At 74.5% G+C, this 18,771-nt stretch carries 19 protein-coding genes and 1 tRNA gene; 8 read left to right on the forward strand and 12 right to left on the reverse strand.

Annotated features, from left to right (window positions below; translation table 11 throughout):
- Positions 1–1,404, reverse strand: a complete 1,404-nt coding sequence (locus tag E4U92_RS13740) for a type I glutamate--ammonia ligase (RefSeq protein WP_137300658.1) — start codon at positions 1,402–1,404, stop codon at positions 1–3.
- Between the two features lie 253 nt (positions 1,405–1,657).
- Here E4U92_RS13740 and E4U92_RS13745 point away from each other — a divergent pair, with 253 nt between their 5' ends.
- A complete protein-coding gene (locus tag E4U92_RS13745; protein WP_137300659.1) occupies positions 1,658–2,551 on the forward strand; it encodes a Cof-type HAD-IIB family hydrolase in 894 nt (297 codons plus the stop codon).
- Positions 2,548–2,745, forward strand: a complete 198-nt coding sequence (locus tag E4U92_RS13750; protein ID WP_137300660.1) for a hypothetical protein — start codon at positions 2,548–2,550, stop codon at positions 2,743–2,745. Before E4U92_RS13745 ends, E4U92_RS13750 begins: the two co-directional genes overlap by 4 nt.
- 39 nt (positions 2,746–2,784) lie before the next feature.
- On the opposite strand, the gene E4U92_RS13755 is transcribed toward E4U92_RS13750, so the two are convergent.
- The gene (locus tag E4U92_RS13755; RefSeq protein WP_137300661.1) at positions 2,785–3,054 is read right to left on the reverse strand and encodes a WhiB family transcriptional regulator; all 270 of its coding nucleotides are present in this window, start codon (positions 3,052–3,054) and stop codon (positions 2,785–2,787) included.
- 184 nt (positions 3,055–3,238) lie between these two features.
- On the opposite strand from E4U92_RS13755, the gene E4U92_RS13760 reads away from it, so the two are divergent.
- Together E4U92_RS13760 and E4U92_RS13765 are read left to right on the forward strand one after the other, a co-directional pair.
- Positions 3,239–4,426, forward strand: coding sequence for a thiolase family protein (locus E4U92_RS13760; RefSeq protein ID WP_137300662.1), 1,188 nt, complete (start codon positions 3,239–3,241; stop codon positions 4,424–4,426).
- 137 nt (positions 4,427–4,563) lie between these two features.
- Complete coding sequence (locus tag E4U92_RS13765; protein WP_137300663.1) at positions 4,564–5,337, forward strand: sulfite exporter TauE/SafE family protein; 774 nt, start codon at positions 4,564–4,566, stop codon at positions 5,335–5,337.
- A 14-nt stretch (positions 5,338–5,351) separates the two neighbouring features.
- Here the strand turns inward: E4U92_RS13765 and E4U92_RS13770 are convergent, their stop codons facing one another.
- On the reverse strand, positions 5,352–6,182 hold the full coding sequence (locus tag E4U92_RS13770) for a phosphotransferase (protein WP_137300664.1): 831 nt from the start codon (positions 6,180–6,182) through the stop codon (positions 5,352–5,354).
- 35 nt (positions 6,183–6,217) lie between these two features.
- Positions 6,218–7,114 carry a methylenetetrahydrofolate reductase gene (locus E4U92_RS13775; RefSeq protein ID WP_137300665.1) on the reverse strand — a complete coding sequence of 299 codons (897 nt, stop codon included), beginning with the start codon at positions 7,112–7,114 and terminating at the stop codon, positions 6,218–6,220.
- A 182-nt stretch (positions 7,115–7,296) separates the two neighbouring features.
- On the opposite strand from E4U92_RS13775, the gene E4U92_RS13780 reads away from it, so the two are divergent.
- The gene (locus E4U92_RS13780) at positions 7,297–8,043 is read left to right on the forward strand and encodes a cobalt-precorrin-6A reductase (protein ID WP_137300666.1); all 747 of its coding nucleotides are present in this window, start codon (positions 7,297–7,299) and stop codon (positions 8,041–8,043) included.
- A gap of 24 nt (positions 8,044–8,067) precedes the next feature.
- On the opposite strand, the gene cobF is transcribed toward E4U92_RS13780, so the two are convergent.
- Positions 8,068–8,841, reverse strand: coding sequence for a precorrin-6A synthase (deacetylating) (gene cobF / locus E4U92_RS13785; RefSeq protein WP_137300667.1), 774 nt, complete (start codon positions 8,839–8,841; stop codon positions 8,068–8,070).
- Between the two features lie 87 nt (positions 8,842–8,928).
- Positions 8,929–9,438, reverse strand: a complete 510-nt coding sequence (locus E4U92_RS13790; RefSeq protein WP_137300668.1) for a DUF309 domain-containing protein — start codon at positions 9,436–9,438, stop codon at positions 8,929–8,931.
- Positions 9,439–9,537: 99 nt separating this feature from the next.
- Here E4U92_RS13790 and E4U92_RS13795 point away from each other — a divergent pair.
- Positions 9,538–9,611: transfer RNA gene (locus E4U92_RS13795), tRNA-Pro, on the forward strand.
- A gap of 79 nt (positions 9,612–9,690) precedes the next feature.
- Here E4U92_RS13795 and E4U92_RS13800 read toward each other — a convergent pair.
- Both E4U92_RS13800 and E4U92_RS13805 read right to left on the reverse strand, forming a co-directional pair.
- Positions 9,691–10,401 (reverse strand): SDR family NAD(P)-dependent oxidoreductase, encoded by a 711-nt coding sequence (locus E4U92_RS13800; protein WP_137300669.1) that lies wholly within the window; start codon positions 10,399–10,401, stop codon positions 9,691–9,693.
- Positions 10,402–10,469: 68 nt separating this feature from the next.
- Positions 10,470–13,085 carry a SpoIIE family protein phosphatase gene (locus tag E4U92_RS13805; protein ID WP_137300670.1) on the reverse strand — a complete coding sequence of 872 codons (2,616 nt, stop codon included), beginning with the start codon at positions 13,083–13,085 and terminating at the stop codon, positions 10,470–10,472.
- A 178-nt stretch (positions 13,086–13,263) separates the two neighbouring features.
- Here E4U92_RS13805 and E4U92_RS13810 point away from each other — a divergent pair, with 178 nt between their 5' ends.
- Entirely contained in the window at positions 13,264–14,775 is a 1,512-nt protein-coding gene (locus E4U92_RS13810) for a glycoside hydrolase family 43 protein (protein ID WP_174863846.1), read from the forward strand.
- Positions 14,776–15,098: 323 nt separating this feature from the next.
- Here the strand turns inward: E4U92_RS13810 and E4U92_RS35885 are convergent, their stop codons facing one another.
- Positions 15,099–15,263 (reverse strand): isochorismatase family protein, encoded by a 165-nt coding sequence (locus E4U92_RS35885; protein WP_168725109.1) that lies wholly within the window; start codon positions 15,261–15,263, stop codon positions 15,099–15,101.
- A 239-nt stretch (positions 15,264–15,502) separates the two neighbouring features.
- On the opposite strand from E4U92_RS35885, the gene E4U92_RS13820 reads away from it, so the two are divergent.
- Positions 15,503–16,708 carry a PP2C family protein-serine/threonine phosphatase gene (locus tag E4U92_RS13820; protein WP_229862012.1) on the forward strand — a complete coding sequence of 402 codons (1,206 nt, stop codon included), beginning with the start codon at positions 15,503–15,505 and terminating at the stop codon, positions 16,706–16,708.
- 210 nt (positions 16,709–16,918) lie between these two features.
- On the opposite strand, the gene folE is transcribed toward E4U92_RS13820, so the two are convergent.
- From folE to E4U92_RS13835, 3 genes are all read right to left on the reverse strand, one after another.
- A complete protein-coding gene (gene folE / locus E4U92_RS13825) occupies positions 16,919–17,575 on the reverse strand; it encodes a GTP cyclohydrolase I FolE (protein ID WP_137300672.1) in 657 nt (218 codons plus the stop codon).
- A 1-nt stretch (position 17,576) separates the two neighbouring features.
- A complete protein-coding gene (locus E4U92_RS13830; protein ID WP_137300673.1) occupies positions 17,577–18,032 on the reverse strand; it encodes a hypothetical protein in 456 nt (151 codons plus the stop codon).
- A gap of 72 nt (positions 18,033–18,104) precedes the next feature.
- Complete coding sequence (locus E4U92_RS13835) at positions 18,105–18,683, reverse strand: DUF2231 domain-containing protein (RefSeq protein WP_137300674.1); 579 nt, start codon at positions 18,681–18,683, stop codon at positions 18,105–18,107.
- Positions 18,684–18,771: the final 88 nt, after the last annotated feature.

Here is an 18,771-nt window from a genome sequence, read left to right on the forward strand (position 1 = left end):
TCAGTACCGCCAGCGGTAGGCCGCCGCCACCCGCTCGTCGTCCAGCCCCGCCACGCCGGCCGCCTCGCCCTCCCGCACGGCGCTCACCGCGTCCGCGAGGACCGGGCCGAGCGCGTTCCGCAGCACTTCGTCGCCGCGGAACGCGGTCACGGCCTCGTCCAGCGAGGCCGGCAGCCTGCGCACGCCGCGCTCCGCCGCGCGCGCCGCGTCGAGCAGCACCGGGTCGCCGGTCGTCTCCTCCGGGAGCCGTGCGCCGGACCCGACTCCGTCGAGTCCCGCGGCGATCAGACAGCCGAGGGCCAGGTACGGGTTGGCGGCCAGGTCCACCGGTTTGACCTCCAGGTTGGCCTGTTCCTCGCGGTGGCCCGCGGTCCCCGGGACCAGGCGGACCGCCGTTTCGCGGGTCTCCAGGCCCCACGCGGTGAACACCCCCGCCCACTGCGACGGCTTCAGGCGCAGGTAGCTCGCCGGGCTGGGCGCCGTGACGGCCGTCAGCGCGGGCAGCCGGCCCAGGATCCCGGCCGCGAACGCCTCCCCGCCCGCCGTCAGGCCGTGCCGGCGGTCGCCGCCCGTGTGCAGGTTGCGGCCGTCGCGCCAGGCCGACAGGTGGACGTGGCCGCCGTTGCCGACCCCGCGCGCGGACACCGCGGGCGAGAACGACACGCGCAGGCCGTGGCGGCGGGCCACCGCCCGGATCGTCTGGCGCACCAGCACGCTGCGGTCCGCCGCCGCCACCGGGTCCAGCGCCCCCACCGACATCTCGAACTGTCCGGCCGCGTACTCGGGGTGCACCTGGTCGACGTCCACGCCCTGGGCCGCGCACGCGGCGAGCAGGTCGGCGAGGCAGTCGCTCAGCTCGACCTGCCGGGCCGCGCCGTACGCCGGGCCGGTCGTGGCCGGCACGAACTCGCCCTCGGGTGCCGTGTCCAGGCCCACCGACCACTCGATCTCCAGGGCCGCCCGGACGGTGAGCCCGTGCAGGTCCGCGGCCCGGGCGACGGTCCGGCGCAGGAACGTCCGCCCGCAGCCGGGGTGCGCGGTGCCGTCCTGCGCGATCCGGTCGACGGGTGCCCACGCCCAGCCCGGCTGCGCGGCCAGCACCGTCAGCCGGTCGAGGTCCGGGTAGAGCCGCAGGTCCCCGTCCGGGCCGCCGAGCACGTCCGTGGTGACGCTGCGGTCGTCGGCCAGGAAGGTGTCGAACACCGGGGACATCCCGACGCCCCACGCCGCGGCCGACGCCAGCTTCGCGGTCGGCACCGTCTTCACCCGGCCCACGCCGGCGGTGTCGACGTAGGCCAGCACGATCCCGTGCACGCCCCGCCCGGACAGCTCCCCGCTCAGCGCGGTCGCCCGCTCGACGTCGCCGGGGCGCCCGCCGGGCACCGGATCGGCCAGGGTGGTCATGGGCACGCGCCCCCTTCCGGGCTCCCGTCCACCGGGTTCCCGCCGGTCACGCGGCCCATTGTGCCCCCGGATGATCGGCATGTCCGGGAAATCGGGCGAGGCGGGTGGTCAGGGGGAGGGGGGCGGCCACTCCCCGGCGCCCCTCGAGGCCGAAAGCCGCCCCGGTAGGGTGGCGAGGGCCCCTCGCGGGCCGTACCGAAGCTCCGCGCCCGCCTCGCGCGTGCCCGTGCCGCCCCCGCACAGAAGGCAGGACATGCCCTACTCCTCCTCGCCCCTGAACGCCCTGACCGAGCCCACGCCCTGCGCGGCGCCGCCCGCCGACATCCGGCTGGTGGTCACGGACATGGACGGCACGCTGCTGGACGACGACAAGCGCGTCCCCGCCGGGCTGTGGGACGCGCTGGCGCGGCTGCGGGAGCGCGGGGTGCTGTTCAGCCCGGCGAGCGGACGGCAGTACGCCACCCTGGAGCGGGAGTTCGCCGAGGTCGCCGACGGCATGGTGTTCATCGCGGAGAACGGCACCTACGTGGTGCGCGACGGCGAGGAGCTCAGCTCCGACCCGATGGACCGGGCCGTCGCGGCCGACGTGGTGCGGGCCGTACGCGGCCTCACGGCCGGCGGCGTCGACGTGGGCGCCGTCGTGTGCGGCAAGCGGTCGGCGTACGTCGAGCGGTCCGACGAGCCCTTCCTGGCCGAGGTCCGCCGCTACTACCTGCGCCACGAGATCGTCGAGGACGTCACCGCCGTGGACGACGACGTCATCAAGGTGGCCCTGTTCGACTTCGGCTCCGCCGAGCGGACCACGGCCCCGGCGCTCGCGCCGTTCGCGGACACCCACCAGGTCGTCGTCTCCGGCGAGCACTGGGTGGACGTGATGAACCGCACCGCGAACAAGGGCGCCGCCCTGCGCCGCCTCCAGCGCGACCTGGGCATCACCCCCGCCCAGACCATGGTGTTCGGCGACTACCTCAACGACCTGGAGATGCTGGACGCCGCCGACTGGTCCTTCGCCATGGCCAACGCGCACCCCGAGGTGATCCGCCGGGCCCGGCACCTCGCGCCGTCCAACAACGACAACGGCGTCCTGCGCACCCTCGCCCGGGTCCTGGACCTGCCCCTGGCCGACGGCGGGACGGACGCCGCGTGAGCGCCCCGGCCGCCGTCGCCCGCCTCACCCGCGACCTGACCGACGGTCTGGGCGGCGCGCCCGGCGAGGACCTGCTGACCAGGCTGGACCACGTGCCCGCCGACCACAGCCCCCTGTTCGCCCCCGACCCGTCGGTCCTGCTGCCGGGCATACGCACGCTGGTGTCGGCGGCGCTGGCCCGGTGGGCGGGCTGACAGCGGGCGACGGGCACGCCGGCCGCGCCCGACAGCGCGTCAGGCAGCGGCTCTCCGCGCCGCGGCGCGGCTTTGGCGACCGCCGGCCGCGCGCAGCAGGTCGGCGCGCTCCGCCTCGTCGGTGCCGCCCCAGACGCCCGACGTCTGCCCGCTGCCCAGGGCGTAGGCCAGGCAGTCGGCGATCACCGGGCACCGGGCGCAGACGCGCTTGGCGGCGGCCACGTCCTCCAGAGCCGGTCCGGTCGAGCCCACGGGGAAGAACAACTCGGGGTCCTCGCCCACGCAGGCGGCTTCGGTCAACCACATCATGCGGGCGCGGGTGTCCCGGCCGAACCGGTGCAAACACATCCGCGGCCAGGGTTCCGGCGGGCGCGCGGGCGCGGCACCGCGGGATCTTCCCAGCGCGCCCGCCGGCGGTCTATAGTCCGAAACTAGCAGCGCTAATTAATCACGGCCGGCCCTCGGGCCGGGCACCGTCGGTAGGAGTCCTGTCGTGCGTCCCGTCCACTTCGCGGCCGCCCGCCGCACCCCCATCGGCAGGCTGCGCGGAGCCCTGTCGTCCGTGCGGCCCGACGACCTGGCCGCGGGCGTGATCCGCGCCCTCGTCGCCGACGTCCCCGCGCTCGACCCCGCCCGCATCGACGACGTGTACTGGGGTGCCGCCAACCAGGCGGGCGAGGACAACCGCAACGTCGCCCGCATGGCCGCCCTGCTCGCGGGACTGCCGGAGTCCGTGCCGGGCGCCACGGTGAACCGGCTGTGCGCCTCAGGATTGGAGGCGGTCACCACCGCGGCCCGCACCATCGCCGCGGGCGAGGCGGACATCGTCCTCGCGGGCGGCAGCGAGTCGATGAGCCGCGCCCCGTTCGTGCTCGCCCGCCCCGACGAGGCGCTCCCGCACCGCGTCGAGACCGTCGACACCCGGCTCGGCTGGCGGCTGGTCAACCCGGCGATGAAGGACCTGCACGGCCTGCTGGCCATGGGCGAGACCGCCGAGGAGGTCGCCGAGCGCTACGGCGTCTCGCGCGAGCGGCAGGACGAGTTCGCCCTGCGCAGCCACCGCCTCGCCGCCGAGGCCCGCAAGAACGGCCACTTCGACGACGAACTCCTGCCCGTCGAGCGCCCCGACGGCGTCGTCGTCGACGCCGACGAGGGCATCCGCGAGGACACCTCGTACGAGAAACTGGCGTCCCTCAAGCCCGTGTTCCGCAAGGGCGGCACCGTCACCGCGGGCAACGCCTCGCCGATGAACGACGGTGCCGCCGGCCTGCTCCTGGTGAGCGAGGAGGCGCTGAACGACCTGGGCCTGGAGTCGCTGGGCCGCTACGTGGCCGGCGCCTCCGCCGGCGTCCACCCCGACGTCATGGGCATCGGGCCGGTCCCGGCGACCCGCAAGGCGCTCGCCCGCGCCGGGTGGGGCGTCGACGACCTCCAGGAGGCCGAGTTCAACGAGGCGTTCGCCGCGCAGGCACTCGCCTGCGTCGACGAACTGGGCGTCGACCCCGACCTGGTCAACCCGACCGGCGGCGCGATCGCCCTCGGCCACCCCCTCGGCTGCTCCGGCGCCCGCATCCTCACCACCCTCCTGCACCGCATGCGCCGCACGGGAGCGGAACGCGGCCTGGCGACGATGTGCGTGGGCGTGGGCCAGGGCAGCGCGGTGCTGGTCGAGCGGCACTGACCTGACCGTCCCTGTCCGGACGCCCGGGGGCGGGCGGCTCGGCCCGGTACTCCCACCCGGGCCCCCGGCCGGTGAGGGGTCACTGGGCGAGACGGGACTGACCCCGGCAGATGCGTGCGCATAGCATCGGTGCCCGCATGAACATCATCTCCTCGTGGCACATCACCGGCTGGGAGTTCGCCGCCCTGGCCTTCGCGGCGCTGCTCGTCGGCTTCTCCAAGACCGCCGTCAGCGGCGCCAACACGGTCAGCCTCGCGATCTTCGCGGCCGTGCTGCCCGCCCGCGCCTCCACGGGCGTCCTGCTGCCGGTGCTGATCGCCGGCGACGTCCTCGCCGTCCTCACCTACCGCCGGCACGCCCACTGGCCCACGCTGTGGCGGCTGTTCCCCGCGGTCGCGGCCGGCGTGGTGATCGGCACGCTGTTCCTGGTGTGGGCCGACGACGCGGTCGTGCGGACCTCGATCGGCGCGATCCTGCTGCTGATGGCGGGCGTGACCGTCCGGCGGCGCCGCTCGGCCGAGCAGACCGACGACCCCGACGCGGTGGTCACCCGCGCCGGCCGCGTCAAGGCCCGCTCCTACGGCGTCCTGGGCGGCTTCACCACCATGGTCGCCAACGCGGGCGGCCCGGTGATGTCGCTGTACCTGCTGTCGGCGGGCTTCCGGAAACTCGGCTTCCTCGGCACGTCCGCGTTCTTCTTCCTCATCGTCAACGTCTCCAAGGTCCCCTTCAGCGCGGGGCTCGGCCTCATCGACGGCCGCTCGCTCCTCCTGGACGCCGCGCTCGTGCTGTTCGTCGTCCCCGGCGCGCTCCTCGGCAAGTGGGCGGTGCACCGCATCAACCAGCGGCTCTTCGAGCAACTGGTCATCGCCGCCACGGTGGTGGGCGGACTGCAACTGCTGCTGCGCTGAGGCCCGTCGGCAGGTCAGCCCGCACGGGCGTCGCGGATGCGGCCCAGCCACTCCCGGGCCATGCGGTGCCCGTCGGGGAACTCGTCGTCGCGGTCCCAGCGCCATGCTGTGACCATGGCCAGGACCAGGGTCCGGCAGGCGCCCAGCAGTCGCCGGTCGAGCCCGCCGTAGTGCGCGCCGACCTCCTCGGGCGCGTGCGCGACGTCGAACGCGACCGGCCCGCGGCAACACGTCTCCAGGTCGACGAACCGGGGCCCGTCGCCGGTGGCGAGCAGGTTGCCCGGGTGCGGTTCGCCGTGCAGCAGCTGCTCGGCGCCGCCGTGTCCCACGATCGTGCGCCGCAGGTCGCGCAGCGTGCCGGCGAGCAGCGCCCGGTCGGCGTCGGCGAGCGCCGGGGTACGGTCGCGGTCCGCCACGAGGCGCTGCGCCTGCGCGACCCGGTCCGTGAAGTGCGGCACCGGCACGTCGAGCGTGCGCATTCCGGCGTGCAGCCGTTCCAGCGCGTGGGCGTAGTCGGCCGGCGCGACCCCGTCCCGCGCCACGGGCGCGTAGTACGTCCACAGCGTGACCACGAAGCCGTCCCGGCCCAGGACCCGCGGCCCCACCCGCGGGTCGGGCACGGCGACCGGGCACCCCGACGCCGCGAGCCGCCCGGCGAGTTCGACCTCGAACCGGGCGACCTGCTGCGCCTCGGGTGCCACCCGGGCCAGGACGTCGCACGGCAGCAGCCGCAGCGTGAGCTTGTTCGAGTCGTGCAGGACGACCGCGTCCTCGACCGCGAGCCCGCACGAGACGGCGGCCGCGCGGGCCGCGGCCACCGCGCGCTGTCCCTCCGCAGCCTCCATGCCCGACCGCCCTTCCTCTCGGGACGCCCCGCGCCTCAGGCGCTCGCAGGGGCCGGTGCGGGGACGTGGGTGCCGGTGCGGAAGGCGGCGGCCCAGTCGGACGTGGCGCCTATCCCGCCGAAGGTGTAGAAGTGCAGGCCCAGTTCGCCGTGGCGGCCGGGGTCGTGCCGCTCGGCCAGCGCCCGCACGAACCGGTCCGGGCCGGCCGTGCCCATCAGGTTGGTGAGCGAGAAACCGTACTTCTTGGCGATGCCCGCGCTGGTGCCGACGCCGAAGCGCGCCGCGTACCGCAGCAGCCGCCGTATCCCCGCCGGGCCCGGCACGCCGACCCGCACCGGCAGGTCCACGCCCCGGTCGCGGGCCGCCTCCACCCAGGCGAGCACCGGCTCGGTGTCGAAGCCGAACTGGGTGATCACGCTGCCGGTGAGGCCCTCCTCGCGCAGGACGGCGGCCTTCTCCTCGATCGCCGACCACAGCACCGGCTCGCTGATCGCCGGGTGGCCCTCCGGGTAGCCGCTCACCCCGACGTGCCGTACGCCGTACTCCTGCAGCAGCCCCGAGCGCAGGACGGCGAGCGCGTCGTCGTACGGGCCGAGCGGGACGGACGGGTCGCCGCCGACGACGAAGACGTGGTCGGCCGCGTCGGCGTCCCGCAGGGCGGACAGGAACGCGTCGAGTTCCGCGCGGGAGCGCAGCCGGCGCGCGGACAGGTGCGGTACGGGCACCAGCCCGAGCCGCCGCACGGCCCGCACGGCGGCCAGGCGCAGCTCGGTGTCCTCGGTGCCGAGGAAGGTGACGTTGACGCGGGTGCCGTCCGGGATCGCGGGCCGGGCCGCCTCCAGGGCGGCCACGTCCTTGCCGGTCATCTCCAGGGAGAAGCCGTCCAGCAGGTCACCGGCGGCCGGGCGGGGGAGAGGGGCGACGACGTCCATCGGTGTGCGCTTCCCGTCCCTCGTGTCGTGTCCGTGCGGCCGTGACCGCGATGTTCTCGCTGCCGAACCGGTCCGGCGCACAGGCTAACAAGCAGCCGCGCACGGCCCTTCCCCCGCCGCCGGTGACGCGGGCCACCCCCACCGCCCCGGGTGGTCCGGACGCCACCCCCTAGGCTCGGCGCATGTCCCCGCACGTCCTGATCCTCGGCGGCACCACCGAGGCGCGTGAGCTGGCCGCCGTCCTCGCGGCCCGCCCCGGTGTCCGCGTCACCACCTCGCTGGCGGGCCGGGTGTCCCGGCCGGGGGCGCTCGACGGGGAGGTGCGGACCGGCGGTTTCGGCGGGGCCGAGGGACTGGCCGCGTGGATCCGCGACCGGGAGGTGACCGCCGTCGTGGACGCCACGCACCCCTTCGCCGCCGGCATCACGGCGAACGCGGCCCGCGCCGCCGAGACCACCGGACGCCCGCTGGTGGTGCTGCGCCGGCCCGGCTGGTCGACCGCACCCGGCGACCGCTGGCACGACGTCCCCTCCCTGGAGGCCGCGGCCGCCCTGCTGCCGTCCCTGGGCCGCCGCGCGTTCCTGACCACGGGACGCCTGGGCCTCGCCGCCTTCGCCCACGTCACGGACGTGCACTTCGTCGTCCGCTCGGTCGAGCCGCCCGAGCCGCCGATGCCCCCGGACACCCGGCTCGTCCTCGCCCGCGGCCCCTTCACGCTCGCCGACGAACTGACCCTGCTGCGCGGCCACCGCGTGGACGTCCTGGTCACCAAGGACAGCGGGGGAGCGGCCACCTCCCCCAAGCTGACCGCCGCCCGCACGCTGGGCCTGCCCGTCGTGGTCGTCCGCCGCCCCGCCCTCCCGGACGGCGTGACCGCCGTACCGGACGTGGCCGGCGTCCTGGCGCGACTGGGCCTCGCCGCGCCGTGACCGGACCGCGCGGGGCGGGTGCCCCTACGGGCGTTCCGGGTGCCGGCGCAGCAGGTAGGTGTCCATGATCCAGCCCTTGCGCTCCCGGGCCCCCGCGCGCAGCCGCTCGATCCGGGGCGCGGCCTCGGCGAGCGGACCGGCGACCAGGATCTCGTCGGGCGTGCCGATGTACGCCCCCCAGTAGATGTCCATGTCCTGGTCGGCGTACTGCCGGAACGTCTGGTGGGCGTCCAGCATCACCACCACGTCGTCCACGCCCTGCGGGAAGCCCTCCGCGAGCCGCCGCCCGGTGGTGATCTGCACCGGCCGCGCCACGCGGTTCAGCCCCGTGCGGTGCCGGGCGACCAGCGCCGAGACACTGCTGATGCCCGGGACGACGTCATAGGCGAAGTCCACCGTGCCGCGCTCCCGGACCTCCTCCAGGATGCCGATGGTGCTGTCGTACAGCGCCGGGTCGCCCCACACCAGGAACGCGCCGGTCTCCTCCTCGCCCAGCTCCTCGGACATCAGCCGCTCGTAGATGTCCGCGCGGGCGCTGCGCCAGTCCCCGACGGCCGGGGAGTACGCCGAGCCGCCCGCGGCGCGGTCGCGCTCCGGGTCACGGGCCTCCACCACCCGGTAGGTGCCCTCCGGCACGTGCGTCGCGAGCATGTCTCGGCGCACCTGCGTGAGGTCGCTCTTCACCTCGCCCTTGTCCAGGACGAAGAACACGTCCGTGTCGCGCAGCGCCCTGACGGCCTGCAGGGTGAGCTGGTCCGGGTCGCCCGCGCCGATGCCGATGACATGAATGGTTCGCACGCACCGAGTCTGCCGTACGGCACTGACAGTGACCGCACCGGTCCCGCACGCGCGCGGGAGACGCACGGGCTGCCGGGCAGGGGCGGGTCAGCGCAGGCGGGGTGCGTGGGCCCGGGCGTCCACGGGGGCGTCGGTGCGTTCGACCCCGTCGGCCAGGGCCCGCGCCCAGGCGATCACGCCGGGCAGGTCGATCCCGTGCGGACGCGTCTTCCCGCCCTTCGCCGCCCACTCCTCGGCCGCCCCGGCACCCCGGCGCAGCAGCCGGGCCCCGCCGGTCCGGTTGCCGCGGGCCGCGTGCGTGAGGCCCACCGCGAGCTGCGCGAGGCCGCGCCACAGGGCCCGCTCCTCCTGCGGGCCCGCCTTCCAGGCGTCCTCGAAGACCTCGTGCGCGTGGAAGGGCCTGCCCGCCGCCAGCAGTTCCTGCGCCTCGGCCACCGTCTCGTCCGGGGTGCGCACGACCCCCTCCGGCTGCCGCGCCACCCCGGGCGCGCCGTAGGGCAGGGGCCGCCCCAGCCCGTCCCGGGGCCGCGCGTTGCGCGCCCGGCCCTCCTCGTCCCGGTCGCGCGCGTCGCCGTCCGTCTCCCTCGTGCCGCTCATACGGCGATTGTCCCGCCGGGCGGCCCTTTTCGGCGCACCGCCCGGTGTGGGGTAGAGTTCTGTACGCGCGATCACGCGGCTCCGGCCGCGGCAGCGCACCGGGACGTGGCGCAGCTTGGTAGCGCACTTGACTGGGGGTCAAGGGGTCGCAGGTTCAAATCCTGTCGTCCCGACGGTGCGAAGGGTCTTCGCGGGCAGCAGCCCGTGGGGGCCCTTTCTGCATGTCGGCCCGGTTCCCGGGCCGCGTCGGGCTCAGCCGAGCGGCACGCCCGTGTGCTGCTCCAGCGCCCGGAGCAGGCGCTCCTGGAACTCCCCGTCGAGGGCCGCCGGATGGGGGGCCTGGGTCCGCTCGTGGTACCAGTAGCCGCCGGTCGCGGGGGTCACGTCCGGGTCGGTGGCCAGCCGGACCTGGGTGCGGTGCCCGGCCACCAGGTCGTCCGGTGCCCCCGCGCCGCCCATGCGGGTGGGCACCCAGCCGGGGTCCACCGCGTGGCTGGCCGTCCCCGGCCAGCGGGACGCGCACGCCTGCGACAGGGCGGTGACCCACAACTTGGTGTCGCTGTAGGAGGCCGTCCCCGTCGTCAGCCCCCGCAGGTCGGTGGAGCCGGAGCGGTGCATGCCGCTGCTGAGGTGGATCAGCCGGGAGGGCTTCTCCAGCCGGGCGGTCAGCACGTACGGCGCGACCGTGTTGACGGTGACCGTCTCGGGGCCGCTCAGCACCCCGGCGTTGTGGACGACGGCGTCGAAGCGGCCGAACGCGGCGGCCTGGCGGGCGACGTCCTCGATCTCGTCCGGCACGGAGAGGTCCCCGACGACCACGCCCGTCCACCGGCCTGGGTCCGTGCCGTCGAGCCGGGCCCGGTTGCGGACGTGGACGACGACGTCGTGTCCCTCGCCCGCCAGTGCCTCCGCCGTGTCGCGGCCGAGGCCGGTCGAGGCTCCGGTGACCAGGATCAGCGCCATGTCGTCAGGTCCGTTCTCCCGCGGGTGAGGGCGGGACGTCAGCGTACTGGTGTTCCTGCGTCGGGGCCTCAGGGATCCGAGGGCGTGGGACGCAGGGCCAGGAGGGCGATGTCGTCGGTGCTCCCGGCGCCGAGCCCGAGGATCAGCTCGTCGCAGAAGACGTCGAGGGGTGCCCGGGCGAGGGCCGCGGTGTGCCGGCGCAGCCGGGTCATGGAGTCGCTGAGGGATTCCCCCGGCCGTTCGATCAGACCGTCCGTGAACATCAGGAGGGTGGCGTGGGCCGGCAGGACGTCGCGGGCGGTGGGCCTCGGGAAGCCGCTGTCCACGCCGATGAGGAGCCCGGAGGCGGTGTCCAGGTAGCGGGTGTCGCCGTCCGGGCAGGTCAGCAGCAGGGGGAGGTGTCCGGCGGAGGAGTGGTGCACCTCCCAGGGGCCGTCGCGGGGGCCCGTGACGACGGCGTAGGCGCAGGTCGCGGTGGAGTGCGGGTAGAGGGTGAGGGTGGCGAGGTCGAGGCGGCCGAGCACCTCCGCGGGCCGGTCCTGGAGGTCGACGGCGATGCCGCGGAGCATGTTGCGCAACTGGCTCATCGTCACGGCGGCGTTCAGGTCGTGCCCGGACACGTCCCCGATGACCAGGGCCGTGTCGCCGTCCGGCAGCGTGAAGGCGTCGAACCAGTCGCCGCCGACCTGGGCGGTCGTGCTGGACGGGGCGTAACGGGCGGTGATCTCCATCGACGGGATGTGCGGGAGGCGGGGCAGCAGGGAGCGCTGGAGGCGCTCGGCCGCGGTGCGGGTGTGCTGGTGCAGGCGGGCGTTGTCGACGCTCAGCGAGATGCCCTGGACGAGGTCGGCGACGAGGAGCGCGTCCTGCTCGGTGAACGGGTCGTCGTGGCCGGTCCGTACGACGATCAGGGCGCCCAGCACCTCCCGGCGGCCGCGCAGCGGGGCCATGATCGTGCTGCCGGCGCCGAGCTGCTGGAACAGCTCGAGCTGCCGGGCGTCCAGGGCGCTCTCCGCCTGCTCCGGCGGGGGGACGTCGGTGATCAGAAGCGGACCTGCGCCGTTCAGCACCCGGGCCAGTGGCCCCCGGGCGTTCTCGGACACCGGGGGCAGCCGGCCGAGGTCCACCCCGGCGCCGAGGGCCTGCGGCTCCCGGTGGACGACGCAGACCCGTTCGGCGTCCCCGTACTCGTCGAGCAGGTCGACCACGCACCAGTCGGCCATCCGCTGGGTGAGGACGTGGCACACCCGGCGGAGCCCCTCGGGCAGGTCGAGCGTGCTCGACAGCGCGCTGGTGGTGTCGGCCAGCAGGCTCAGCCGCTCCCAGTCCCGCTCCGCCTGCGCACCGGCGGCCCGCGGCGCCGCGGCCAGGCCGGTGGGGGGCCGCGTCGGCGGCCCGGGCAAGGGACGGGACACCGGCCGCTCCTCCCCGGGAGCCGTGGCCCGGGGCATGAACTGGCCGACGTGCACCGTGCGGCCGTCCACCGCTTCCTGGCTCTGCACGTGCAGGCGCACGGGGACCAGGCTGCCGTCGCGGTGCAGCGCCGGCAGCGGGATGGAGCGGCCCATGATCCGGGAACGGCCGGTGAGCTGGAGCGCGGTGAACCCGGCCCGATGGCGTTCGCGCAGGTGCTCGGGGATCAGCACCGTCAGCGGCCGGCCGATCAGCTCGTCGGTCCGCCAGCCGAGCAGGTCGGCCAGAGTGGCGCTCACCGCGATGATGCGGCCGGCGTCGTCGGCGGCGACCGTCGGGACACCGCTGCCCTCCACCTCGCCGGCGTCCCACGGCGCCAGTTCGACGGAGGCCGCGTCCGGCACACCGGGCAGCAGGGTCCACGCGGTGGGCGGGCCCCCGGCGAGCTGGGTGACCAGTTCGTCGAGCACCCACTGGTGGTGGCCCCGCACGTGCGGCGGGGCCGGGAGGGTCAGTAGGGTCCCGAGCTGCGCGGCCGCGTCACCGTGTTCGAGCACGTGCCGCAGGGTCTCCACGGCCGGTGCGACGTCCGACGGGAACGCCACGTCCAGGGTCACCGTGGCGCCGCCGGTCACCGTCTCCTCCAGCGCGAACGTCGTGCACGCGTTGATCACGCCGGCCACGTCGCCGGCCGCCAGCAGCTCGGCAGGCGACACCCCGGTGCGGTCCTCGGCGTCGGTGGTGAGGGTCAGCTCGCGCAGCATCTCGTCCGCGTGCTGCTGCGCCGCCCGGAACAGCACCCGGGGCACGTCGACCAGCCTCACGGTCGCGGTCCGGCCCTGCACCGGCGCGGAGTCCCACCCGGACGTCGGCGGCGCCGGGGCCTGGGGCCACAGCTCGAACCAGACCGTCTTGCGGTCCTCCCCGGGGTGGGCGCCGTGGCTGGACGCCAGTTCCTCGACCACGGCGAGACCCCGTCCGGCACCGGCGTACGGCCGCGGTTCCCGCGGCACGAGCGGGCGGTCCGGCCGGCTGTCGTCGACGCGCACCCGTACGTGTCCCTCGTGCGACCAGACGCGCACCTCGACCTCGGTACGCGCGTGCAGCACCGCGTTGGTCACCAGCTCGCTGGTCAGCAGCTCGGCGGTGTCCACCACCTCCGGCGCGGCACCGCGCAACGCCGACCGCACGAACCGGCGGGCCAGCGGCACGCTGCGCGCGTGCGGCGGGAAGCACTCGAGGAGGACACCGGGCGGGCGGGAACGATCCATGACGCTATCCATCCCGCTGTGCGGCGCGGATCTAACTCGCCGGTACGGGGACCGGCTGCCCGGTGCAGGGCCGGCCGGGGGACGAAACCCGGTGACGCGATCTTGCCAAGGCCCGCGCCGCCCACGGACCCTGGTGCCGGACAGGGAGCGTGCCGACCAGCGAGAGGACTCGATCAGGGTGTCGAGCAGGCCCGAGACGGGCGCCACCATCACCAACCCCGTGATCCCCGGCTTCTTCCCCGATCCGAGCGTCTGCCGGGTCGGGGAGGACTACTACCTCGCCTGTTCCAGCTTCGAGTACTTCCCGGGCGTGCCCCTCCTGCACAGCCGGGACCTGGTGCACTGGACGCAGATCGGCAACGTCCTCGACCGGCCCGGGCAACTGCGGCTGCCGCTGGACTCGCCCTCCTCCGGCGGCGTCTACGCGCCGACGCTGCGCCACCACGACGGGCGCTTCTGGCTGGTCGTGACGAATGTGAGCGGTGGCGGCAACCTGCTGGTCACCGCCACCGACCCGGCGGGCCCGTGGTCCGACCCGGTCCCGCTGCCCGGTGTTCCCGGCATCGATCCGGACCTCGCCTGGGACGACGACGGCACCTGCTGGTGCACCGTCGCCGGCGTGGGACAGGTCCGCCTCGACCCGCACACCGGCCGCACGCTCGGACCCCACCGCCGCATCTGGTCCGGCAGCCCCGGCGCCAAGGCCCCGGAGGCGCCGCACCTGTACCGGATCGGCGACCACTGGTACCTGCTGATCGCGGAGGGCGGCACCGAGCGCGGCCACGGCGTCTCCGTGGCCCGCGCCCGCACCCCCGACGGCCCGTTCGAGCCGTGCCCGGCCAACCCGGTCCTCACCCACCGCGGCACGGACCACCCCGTCCAGAACACCGGCCACGCCGACCTGGTGCAGGGACCGGACGGCTCCTGGTGGATGGTGCTGCTCGGGGTGCGCCCGGGCGGCGGCACCCCCGGCTGGCACGTCCTCGGCCGGGAGACGTTCCTGGCGCCCGTCGACTGGGTGGACGGCTGGCCGGTCGTCGGCGAGGTGGCGTCGGCGGCGCCCGCGCCCCCGTGGCCCCTGCGGCCGGGCCCCGCCCTCCCCGTCCGGGACGACTTCGACGGGCACGTGCTGGCCCCGCACTGGGTCTCGCTGCGGCACCGCCCACCGGAGGTCTGTACGACCGGGGAACGGCCCGGGTGGCTCACCCTGCGGGCCCGCGGGGCCTCGCTCGACGCCACCGACGTGACCTTCGTCGGCCGCCGCCAGCAGCACCTGTCCTGCCGGGCCCGCGTGCTGGTCGACGTCGCGGAGGGCGACGGCGGCCTGGCCGTACGCCTCGACGAACGGCACCACTACGCCGTCGAGGCCACGTCCGGCGAGGTGCGGGTGCGGGCCCGCATCGGCCCGCTCGGCACGGTGGTGGCCACCCGGCCCGTACCGCCCGGACCCGTGGTGCTGCGCGTGGAGGTGGCCGCCTCCCGCGACCTCACCGACCCGCGCACCGGTCCCGACACCGTCACGCTCGGCGTGGAGGAGCCCGACGGCACCTTCGCCGCACTGGCCTCCCTCGACGGCCGCTACCTGTCCACGGAGGTCGCCGGCGGCTTCACCGGCCGCGTCCTCGGCGTGTACGCCGCGACCGGCTCCCTGCACGTCGACTGGTTCGACTACGAGCCGCTCGACGGCTGACCGGTGCGGCAACGCCCGGAGAGGGCTCAATGCTGGGGGCGGTCGAGCGGCGGAGCCGGTCGCACCTGTGCACCCGGTCCCTAGGTCGTGTCCGCAAAGTCGGACACGACCTAGGAATCCCGCCCCTACTCGGCACCCCGTCGTTCAGCACTCACCTGTTCAGCCCGAACCGCACACGACCTGGTGCATCCGCCGCGCGCCCACTCGCGTCACGGGAGCGCCGCCTGTGGCGGGCGGTACCGAGGAGAGCGCAGGCGGCCGACTAGGCCTGTCCGGCGGAGAGGCGCGGACGGCGATCCCGCCCGCTCATCGGGGCACGTTGCTCAACTCGACGGCGCGGCACGTTGTCGCAGGTAGATGATCGGCACGCCGGCGGAGCGAGCCTGCCCGGTGAGGTGGGCGACCCTGCGCAGGCAGGTCTCGACGTCATGGGCGTCGCTCAACAAGGCACTCTGCATGTCGATGACGAGCAGTGCGGTGTCCGGCATCCCGCGAGCCTGTCCGGCGCGGTCCGCACGCTGGGCAGGCGAGTGCTGGCCTACGGCCGGCGAGCGGCCTACCCGCTGCTGTCTGCCCGCTGCGGGTGCCGGGAACGGATGCGGGCTCATGTCCGGGGTAAAGAGACGTGACCGGCGCTTCGCGTCCGCGCACGAGCGGCGAGGCAGGGGCTGTAACGGCGGTGTAGGCCGTGCCGGTGGAAGCGACGTTCACAGTTCGGAGGCTCGGAGTGCGGGACCGGATCGGTCTGGCGGATGTGCTGGCGGCGGCGGAGGAGGCCGCGCCGGTGCGCTCGCTGGACATCGTGGCGCGCAACCTGCGCGAGCGCTTCGCAGCGCGGTACGTGTCGTTCCTGTTCGTCGACGTCGTCGGCCGGCGCCTGCTGCGGGTCAGCGACAAGGCGGCCACCAGCGACGAGCGCGGCGCCGATCAGGTCCCTCTGACCGACAGCAGCGTCTACGACGAGGTCCTGCGTACCCAGCAACTGGTGAGGGCGCCGCACGACGGTCCCGAGCGCGGGCTGCGGGTCCTGGCCCCTGTCACCAACCGGGGCGACGCCATCGGGGTGCTGGAGCTGTTCCTGACCGACGTCACCGACGACGTGCTGGAGCAGGTCGAGGAGGCCGCGCACGCACTGGCGTACATCATCGTCACCGACCGCCGCTTCACCGACCTCTACCACTGGGGCAACCGCACCACCACGGTCAGCCTCGCCGCGGAGATCCAGCGCCAGCTCCTGCCCTCCGCTGCCGCGTGCGAGGCGCCCGAGTTCGACCTCGCCGGCGCCCTGGTCCCGGCCTCGGACATCGCCGGCGACACCTACGACTACTCCCTCGACCAGCACACGCTGCACCTGTCCGTCACCGACGCCATGGGCCACGACGTGAACGCCTCTCTCATGGCCACCCTTCTGGTCAACGCCTCCCGCGGCGCCCGCCGCGCCGGGGTGGACCTCGCCGAACAGGCCCGCCAGACCCACCAGGCCCTCGTCGCACACGGACAGCGGACCTTCGCCACCGGCCAGCTGGTGCGCATCGCCCTGGACGGCCGCAGCGCGCAGCTCGTCAACGCGGGCCACCCGTGGCCGCTGCGGCTGCGCGACGGCACGGTCGAGGAACTGCGCCTGGAGGTGAACCTGCCCTTCGGCGTGGCCTGGCAGGGCGCCTACCAGGTTCAGGACTTGGATCTGCGCCCGGGCGACCGGCTCCTGCTCCACACCGACGGCATGCAGGAACGCGAAGCGCGGACGGTCGACCTGCGCGCCCTCCTCCACGACACCGCCGCCGAGCATCCCCGAGAAGTCGTGCGTACCCTGGTCGGCGCGGTCGCCGACGCCTACGACGGCCGGCAGCCCGCAGACGACGCCACCGTCCTGTGCCTGGACTGGCACGGCCCCCTCGGCGGAAGCCGCCGCGCGAACGCCGGTGCTGCATGAGCATCTTCTCCGCGGTGTCGTGAGGGCTCAGGGTGGGCCGGACCGCGATGAGGCTGTCGACGCCGACGAGGTGCAGCACGTGGCGGGGACGCGTCCGCAGGTGAAGCGGGAGAACACCCGGCTGGAAACCTGGTGACGAACGTGAACCCGACGCCCCGGTGCAATGGCGGCTGACATCGCCGGGGTCGGTTCGCGGCCCGGCCCCCGGGGTTACGGGGTGGCGCCGGTCAGGGCGAGGAACTCGCTGCGGGACCGGGCGTCGGAGCGGAGCAGGCCGAGGAGGGTCGAGGTCATGGTGGTGGAGCCGGTGGCCTGGACGCCGCGCAGGCTCATGCAGGCGTGTTCGGCTTCGATGACCACGCCGACGCCTTTGGGTTCCAGGTGGGTTTGCAGCCAGTCGGCGATCTGCTTGGTCAGGCGTTCCTGGACCTGGGGGCGGCAGGCGAAGTGTTCGACGATGCGGGCGAGTTTGGACAGGCCCAGGATGCGGGCGCCGGGCAGGTAGCCGACGTGGGCGGTGCCGGTGAACGGCAGCAGGTGGTGCTCGCACACTGACCGGACGGGTATGCGGCGTGCCAGGACGAGTTCGTCGTAGCCCTCGTCGTTGGGGAAGGTGGTCAGGTCGAAGGGGCGGGGGCTGAACAGTTCGGCGTACGCGCGGGCCATCCGGCCTGGTGTGCCGCGCAGGCTCTCGGAGGTGGTGGGGATGCCGAGCGCGGTGAGGAACTGGCCGGCCGCGGCTTCCGCCGCGGCGAGGTCGATCCCTGCGGGTTCGTGGACGACTCGCAGGGCAGGTCGTGCCGGTGCTGTGTCCCGGTCACCGTGCAGGTCTGTTCGGGCGGTGGCCTGGTGCGGGTGCTCGGTCATGTCAGCTGCCTCCGACACCGAGCGCGGTGAGCAGGACCAGGACGAGGGTGACGACGGCGAACAGGCCGTGGGCCAGGACGACGCCGAGGGGGAAGTGACGTTCGGCGGGGACGGCTGCGTCGGTTGCGGGGGCCGCTGCTGCGGCCGGTGCTCCGGCGGTGGCGCGGTCGCGGTAGACGGGGATCCAGCGGGCCAGCATCACGAATCCCAGCAGGGCGACCGGCAGGAGCAGGCCGAAGGAGGTCCAGGCCAGGGCGCCCTTGTCGGCGATGACGTAGATGATCCACACCACGAGTCCGATCGCGGCCAGGGCGAAGTGGCCGAAGATGACGGGCGCGGGCAGGCGGCTGGTGCCGGACTGCTGCTGGCGGATTCCGCCGCGCTGGATCCAGGTGCCGAGCATGTAGAACCCGCCCAGAGCGGTGATCACCCAAGTGATCAGTGCGGCGATGTCCATGAGGAAACTCCCGAATGTCGTCAGGTCGAGGGCGGCCGGACCGCGCCGGCGCCGAGTACAGGGTTTGCGGGGTCAGGCGCTGGGGCTGGCGCTCGGTGCGCGGGTGCCGGGTGTGTATCCCTCGGCTTGGGTGTTCTCGTCGGCGACGCGGACGCCGTAGCGGTAGGCGAGCTTGCCGCCGAGGAATCCTGAGACGCCCAGGACAGCGAGGCTGACCGCGGAGAGGGCGAGCCTGCCCGTGCCGACACTCCCGCCGTCGGTGTAAGTGCCGTGGCGCCACAGGAAGTTGATGGCGTAGGCGGCGGTGACCAGCAGGTTCAGCGTCATGTGGACCAGGGCGGTACGGAAGGCCGGGGTTCTGGTCGGGATCCCGAACATGTCGAGGAAGCCGACCGTGGCGGCCAGCAGGGCGCCGATCACTCCGACCGCGATCAGCCACTGCGAGCCCTGGGTCAGGAACCCCGGCCGGTCGACCACGTGGGACGCGATGTCGAACACCAGGCTGGTCACCCAGGCGCCGATCGGCACCGTGACCAGGATGGGGTGGAACGGGTGGCCGTACGGGCCGGCAAGTGAGGCGCTGACCGGTCGCTTCGCCTGCATCTGTAGGTCGCCGGTGCTGTTCGCCTGGGTCGCGAAATCATCGGTCATGACACGTCTCCTCCTCTCTCTAGTTTCACCAATAAATCTTGGTCTTATTGAGGGCGTGTCGTCAAGACGGACAGGTCACCGGCTCGAG

It is taken from the genome of Streptomyces galbus (genome assembly GCF_005280195.1).
GTDB classification, from domain to species: domain Bacteria; phylum Actinomycetota; class Actinomycetes; order Streptomycetales; family Streptomycetaceae; genus Streptomyces; species Streptomyces galbus.

Bases quoted from the DNA above. Each gene is read 5' to 3' on its own strand.
- E4U92_RS13740 (WP_137300658.1), bottom strand. From the start codon at position 1,404: ATGACCACCCTGGCCGATCCGGTGCCCGGCGGGCGCCCCGGCGACGTC.
- E4U92_RS13770 (WP_137300664.1), bottom strand. From the start codon at position 6,182: ATGGAGGCTGCGGAGGGACAGCGCGCGGTGGCCGCGGCCCGCGCGGCC.
- E4U92_RS13800 (WP_137300669.1), bottom strand. From the start codon at position 10,401: ATGGCGCTGATCCTGGTCACCGGAGCCTCGACCGGCCTCGGCCGCGAC.
- E4U92_RS13805 (WP_137300670.1), bottom strand. From the start codon at position 13,085: ATGGATCGTTCCCGCCCGCCCGGTGTCCTCCTCGAGTGCTTCCCGCCG.
- E4U92_RS13790 (WP_137300668.1), bottom strand. From the start codon at position 9,438: ATGAGCGGCACGAGGGAGACGGACGGCGACGCGCGCGACCGGGACGAG.
- E4U92_RS13755 (WP_137300661.1), bottom strand. From the start codon at position 3,054: ATGATGTGGTTGACCGAAGCCGCCTGCGTGGGCGAGGACCCCGAGTTG.
- folE (WP_137300672.1), bottom strand. From the start codon at position 17,575: ATGACCGAGCACCCGCACCAGGCCACCGCCCGAACAGACCTGCACGGT.
- E4U92_RS13830 (WP_137300673.1), bottom strand. From the start codon at position 18,032: ATGGACATCGCCGCACTGATCACTTGGGTGATCACCGCTCTGGGCGGG.
- E4U92_RS13775 (WP_137300665.1), bottom strand. From the start codon at position 7,114: ATGGACGTCGTCGCCCCTCTCCCCCGCCCGGCCGCCGGTGACCTGCTG.
- E4U92_RS35885 (WP_168725109.1), bottom strand. From the start codon at position 15,263: ATGCCGGACACCGCACTGCTCGTCATCGACATGCAGAGTGCCTTGTTG.
- E4U92_RS13745 (WP_137300659.1), top strand. From the start codon at position 1,658: ATGCCCTACTCCTCCTCGCCCCTGAACGCCCTGACCGAGCCCACGCCC.
- E4U92_RS13765 (WP_137300663.1), top strand. From the start codon at position 4,564: ATGAACATCATCTCCTCGTGGCACATCACCGGCTGGGAGTTCGCCGCC.
- E4U92_RS13780 (WP_137300666.1), top strand. From the start codon at position 7,297: ATGTCCCCGCACGTCCTGATCCTCGGCGGCACCACCGAGGCGCGTGAG.
- E4U92_RS13835 (WP_137300674.1), bottom strand. From the start codon at position 18,683: ATGACCGATGATTTCGCGACCCAGGCGAACAGCACCGGCGACCTACAG.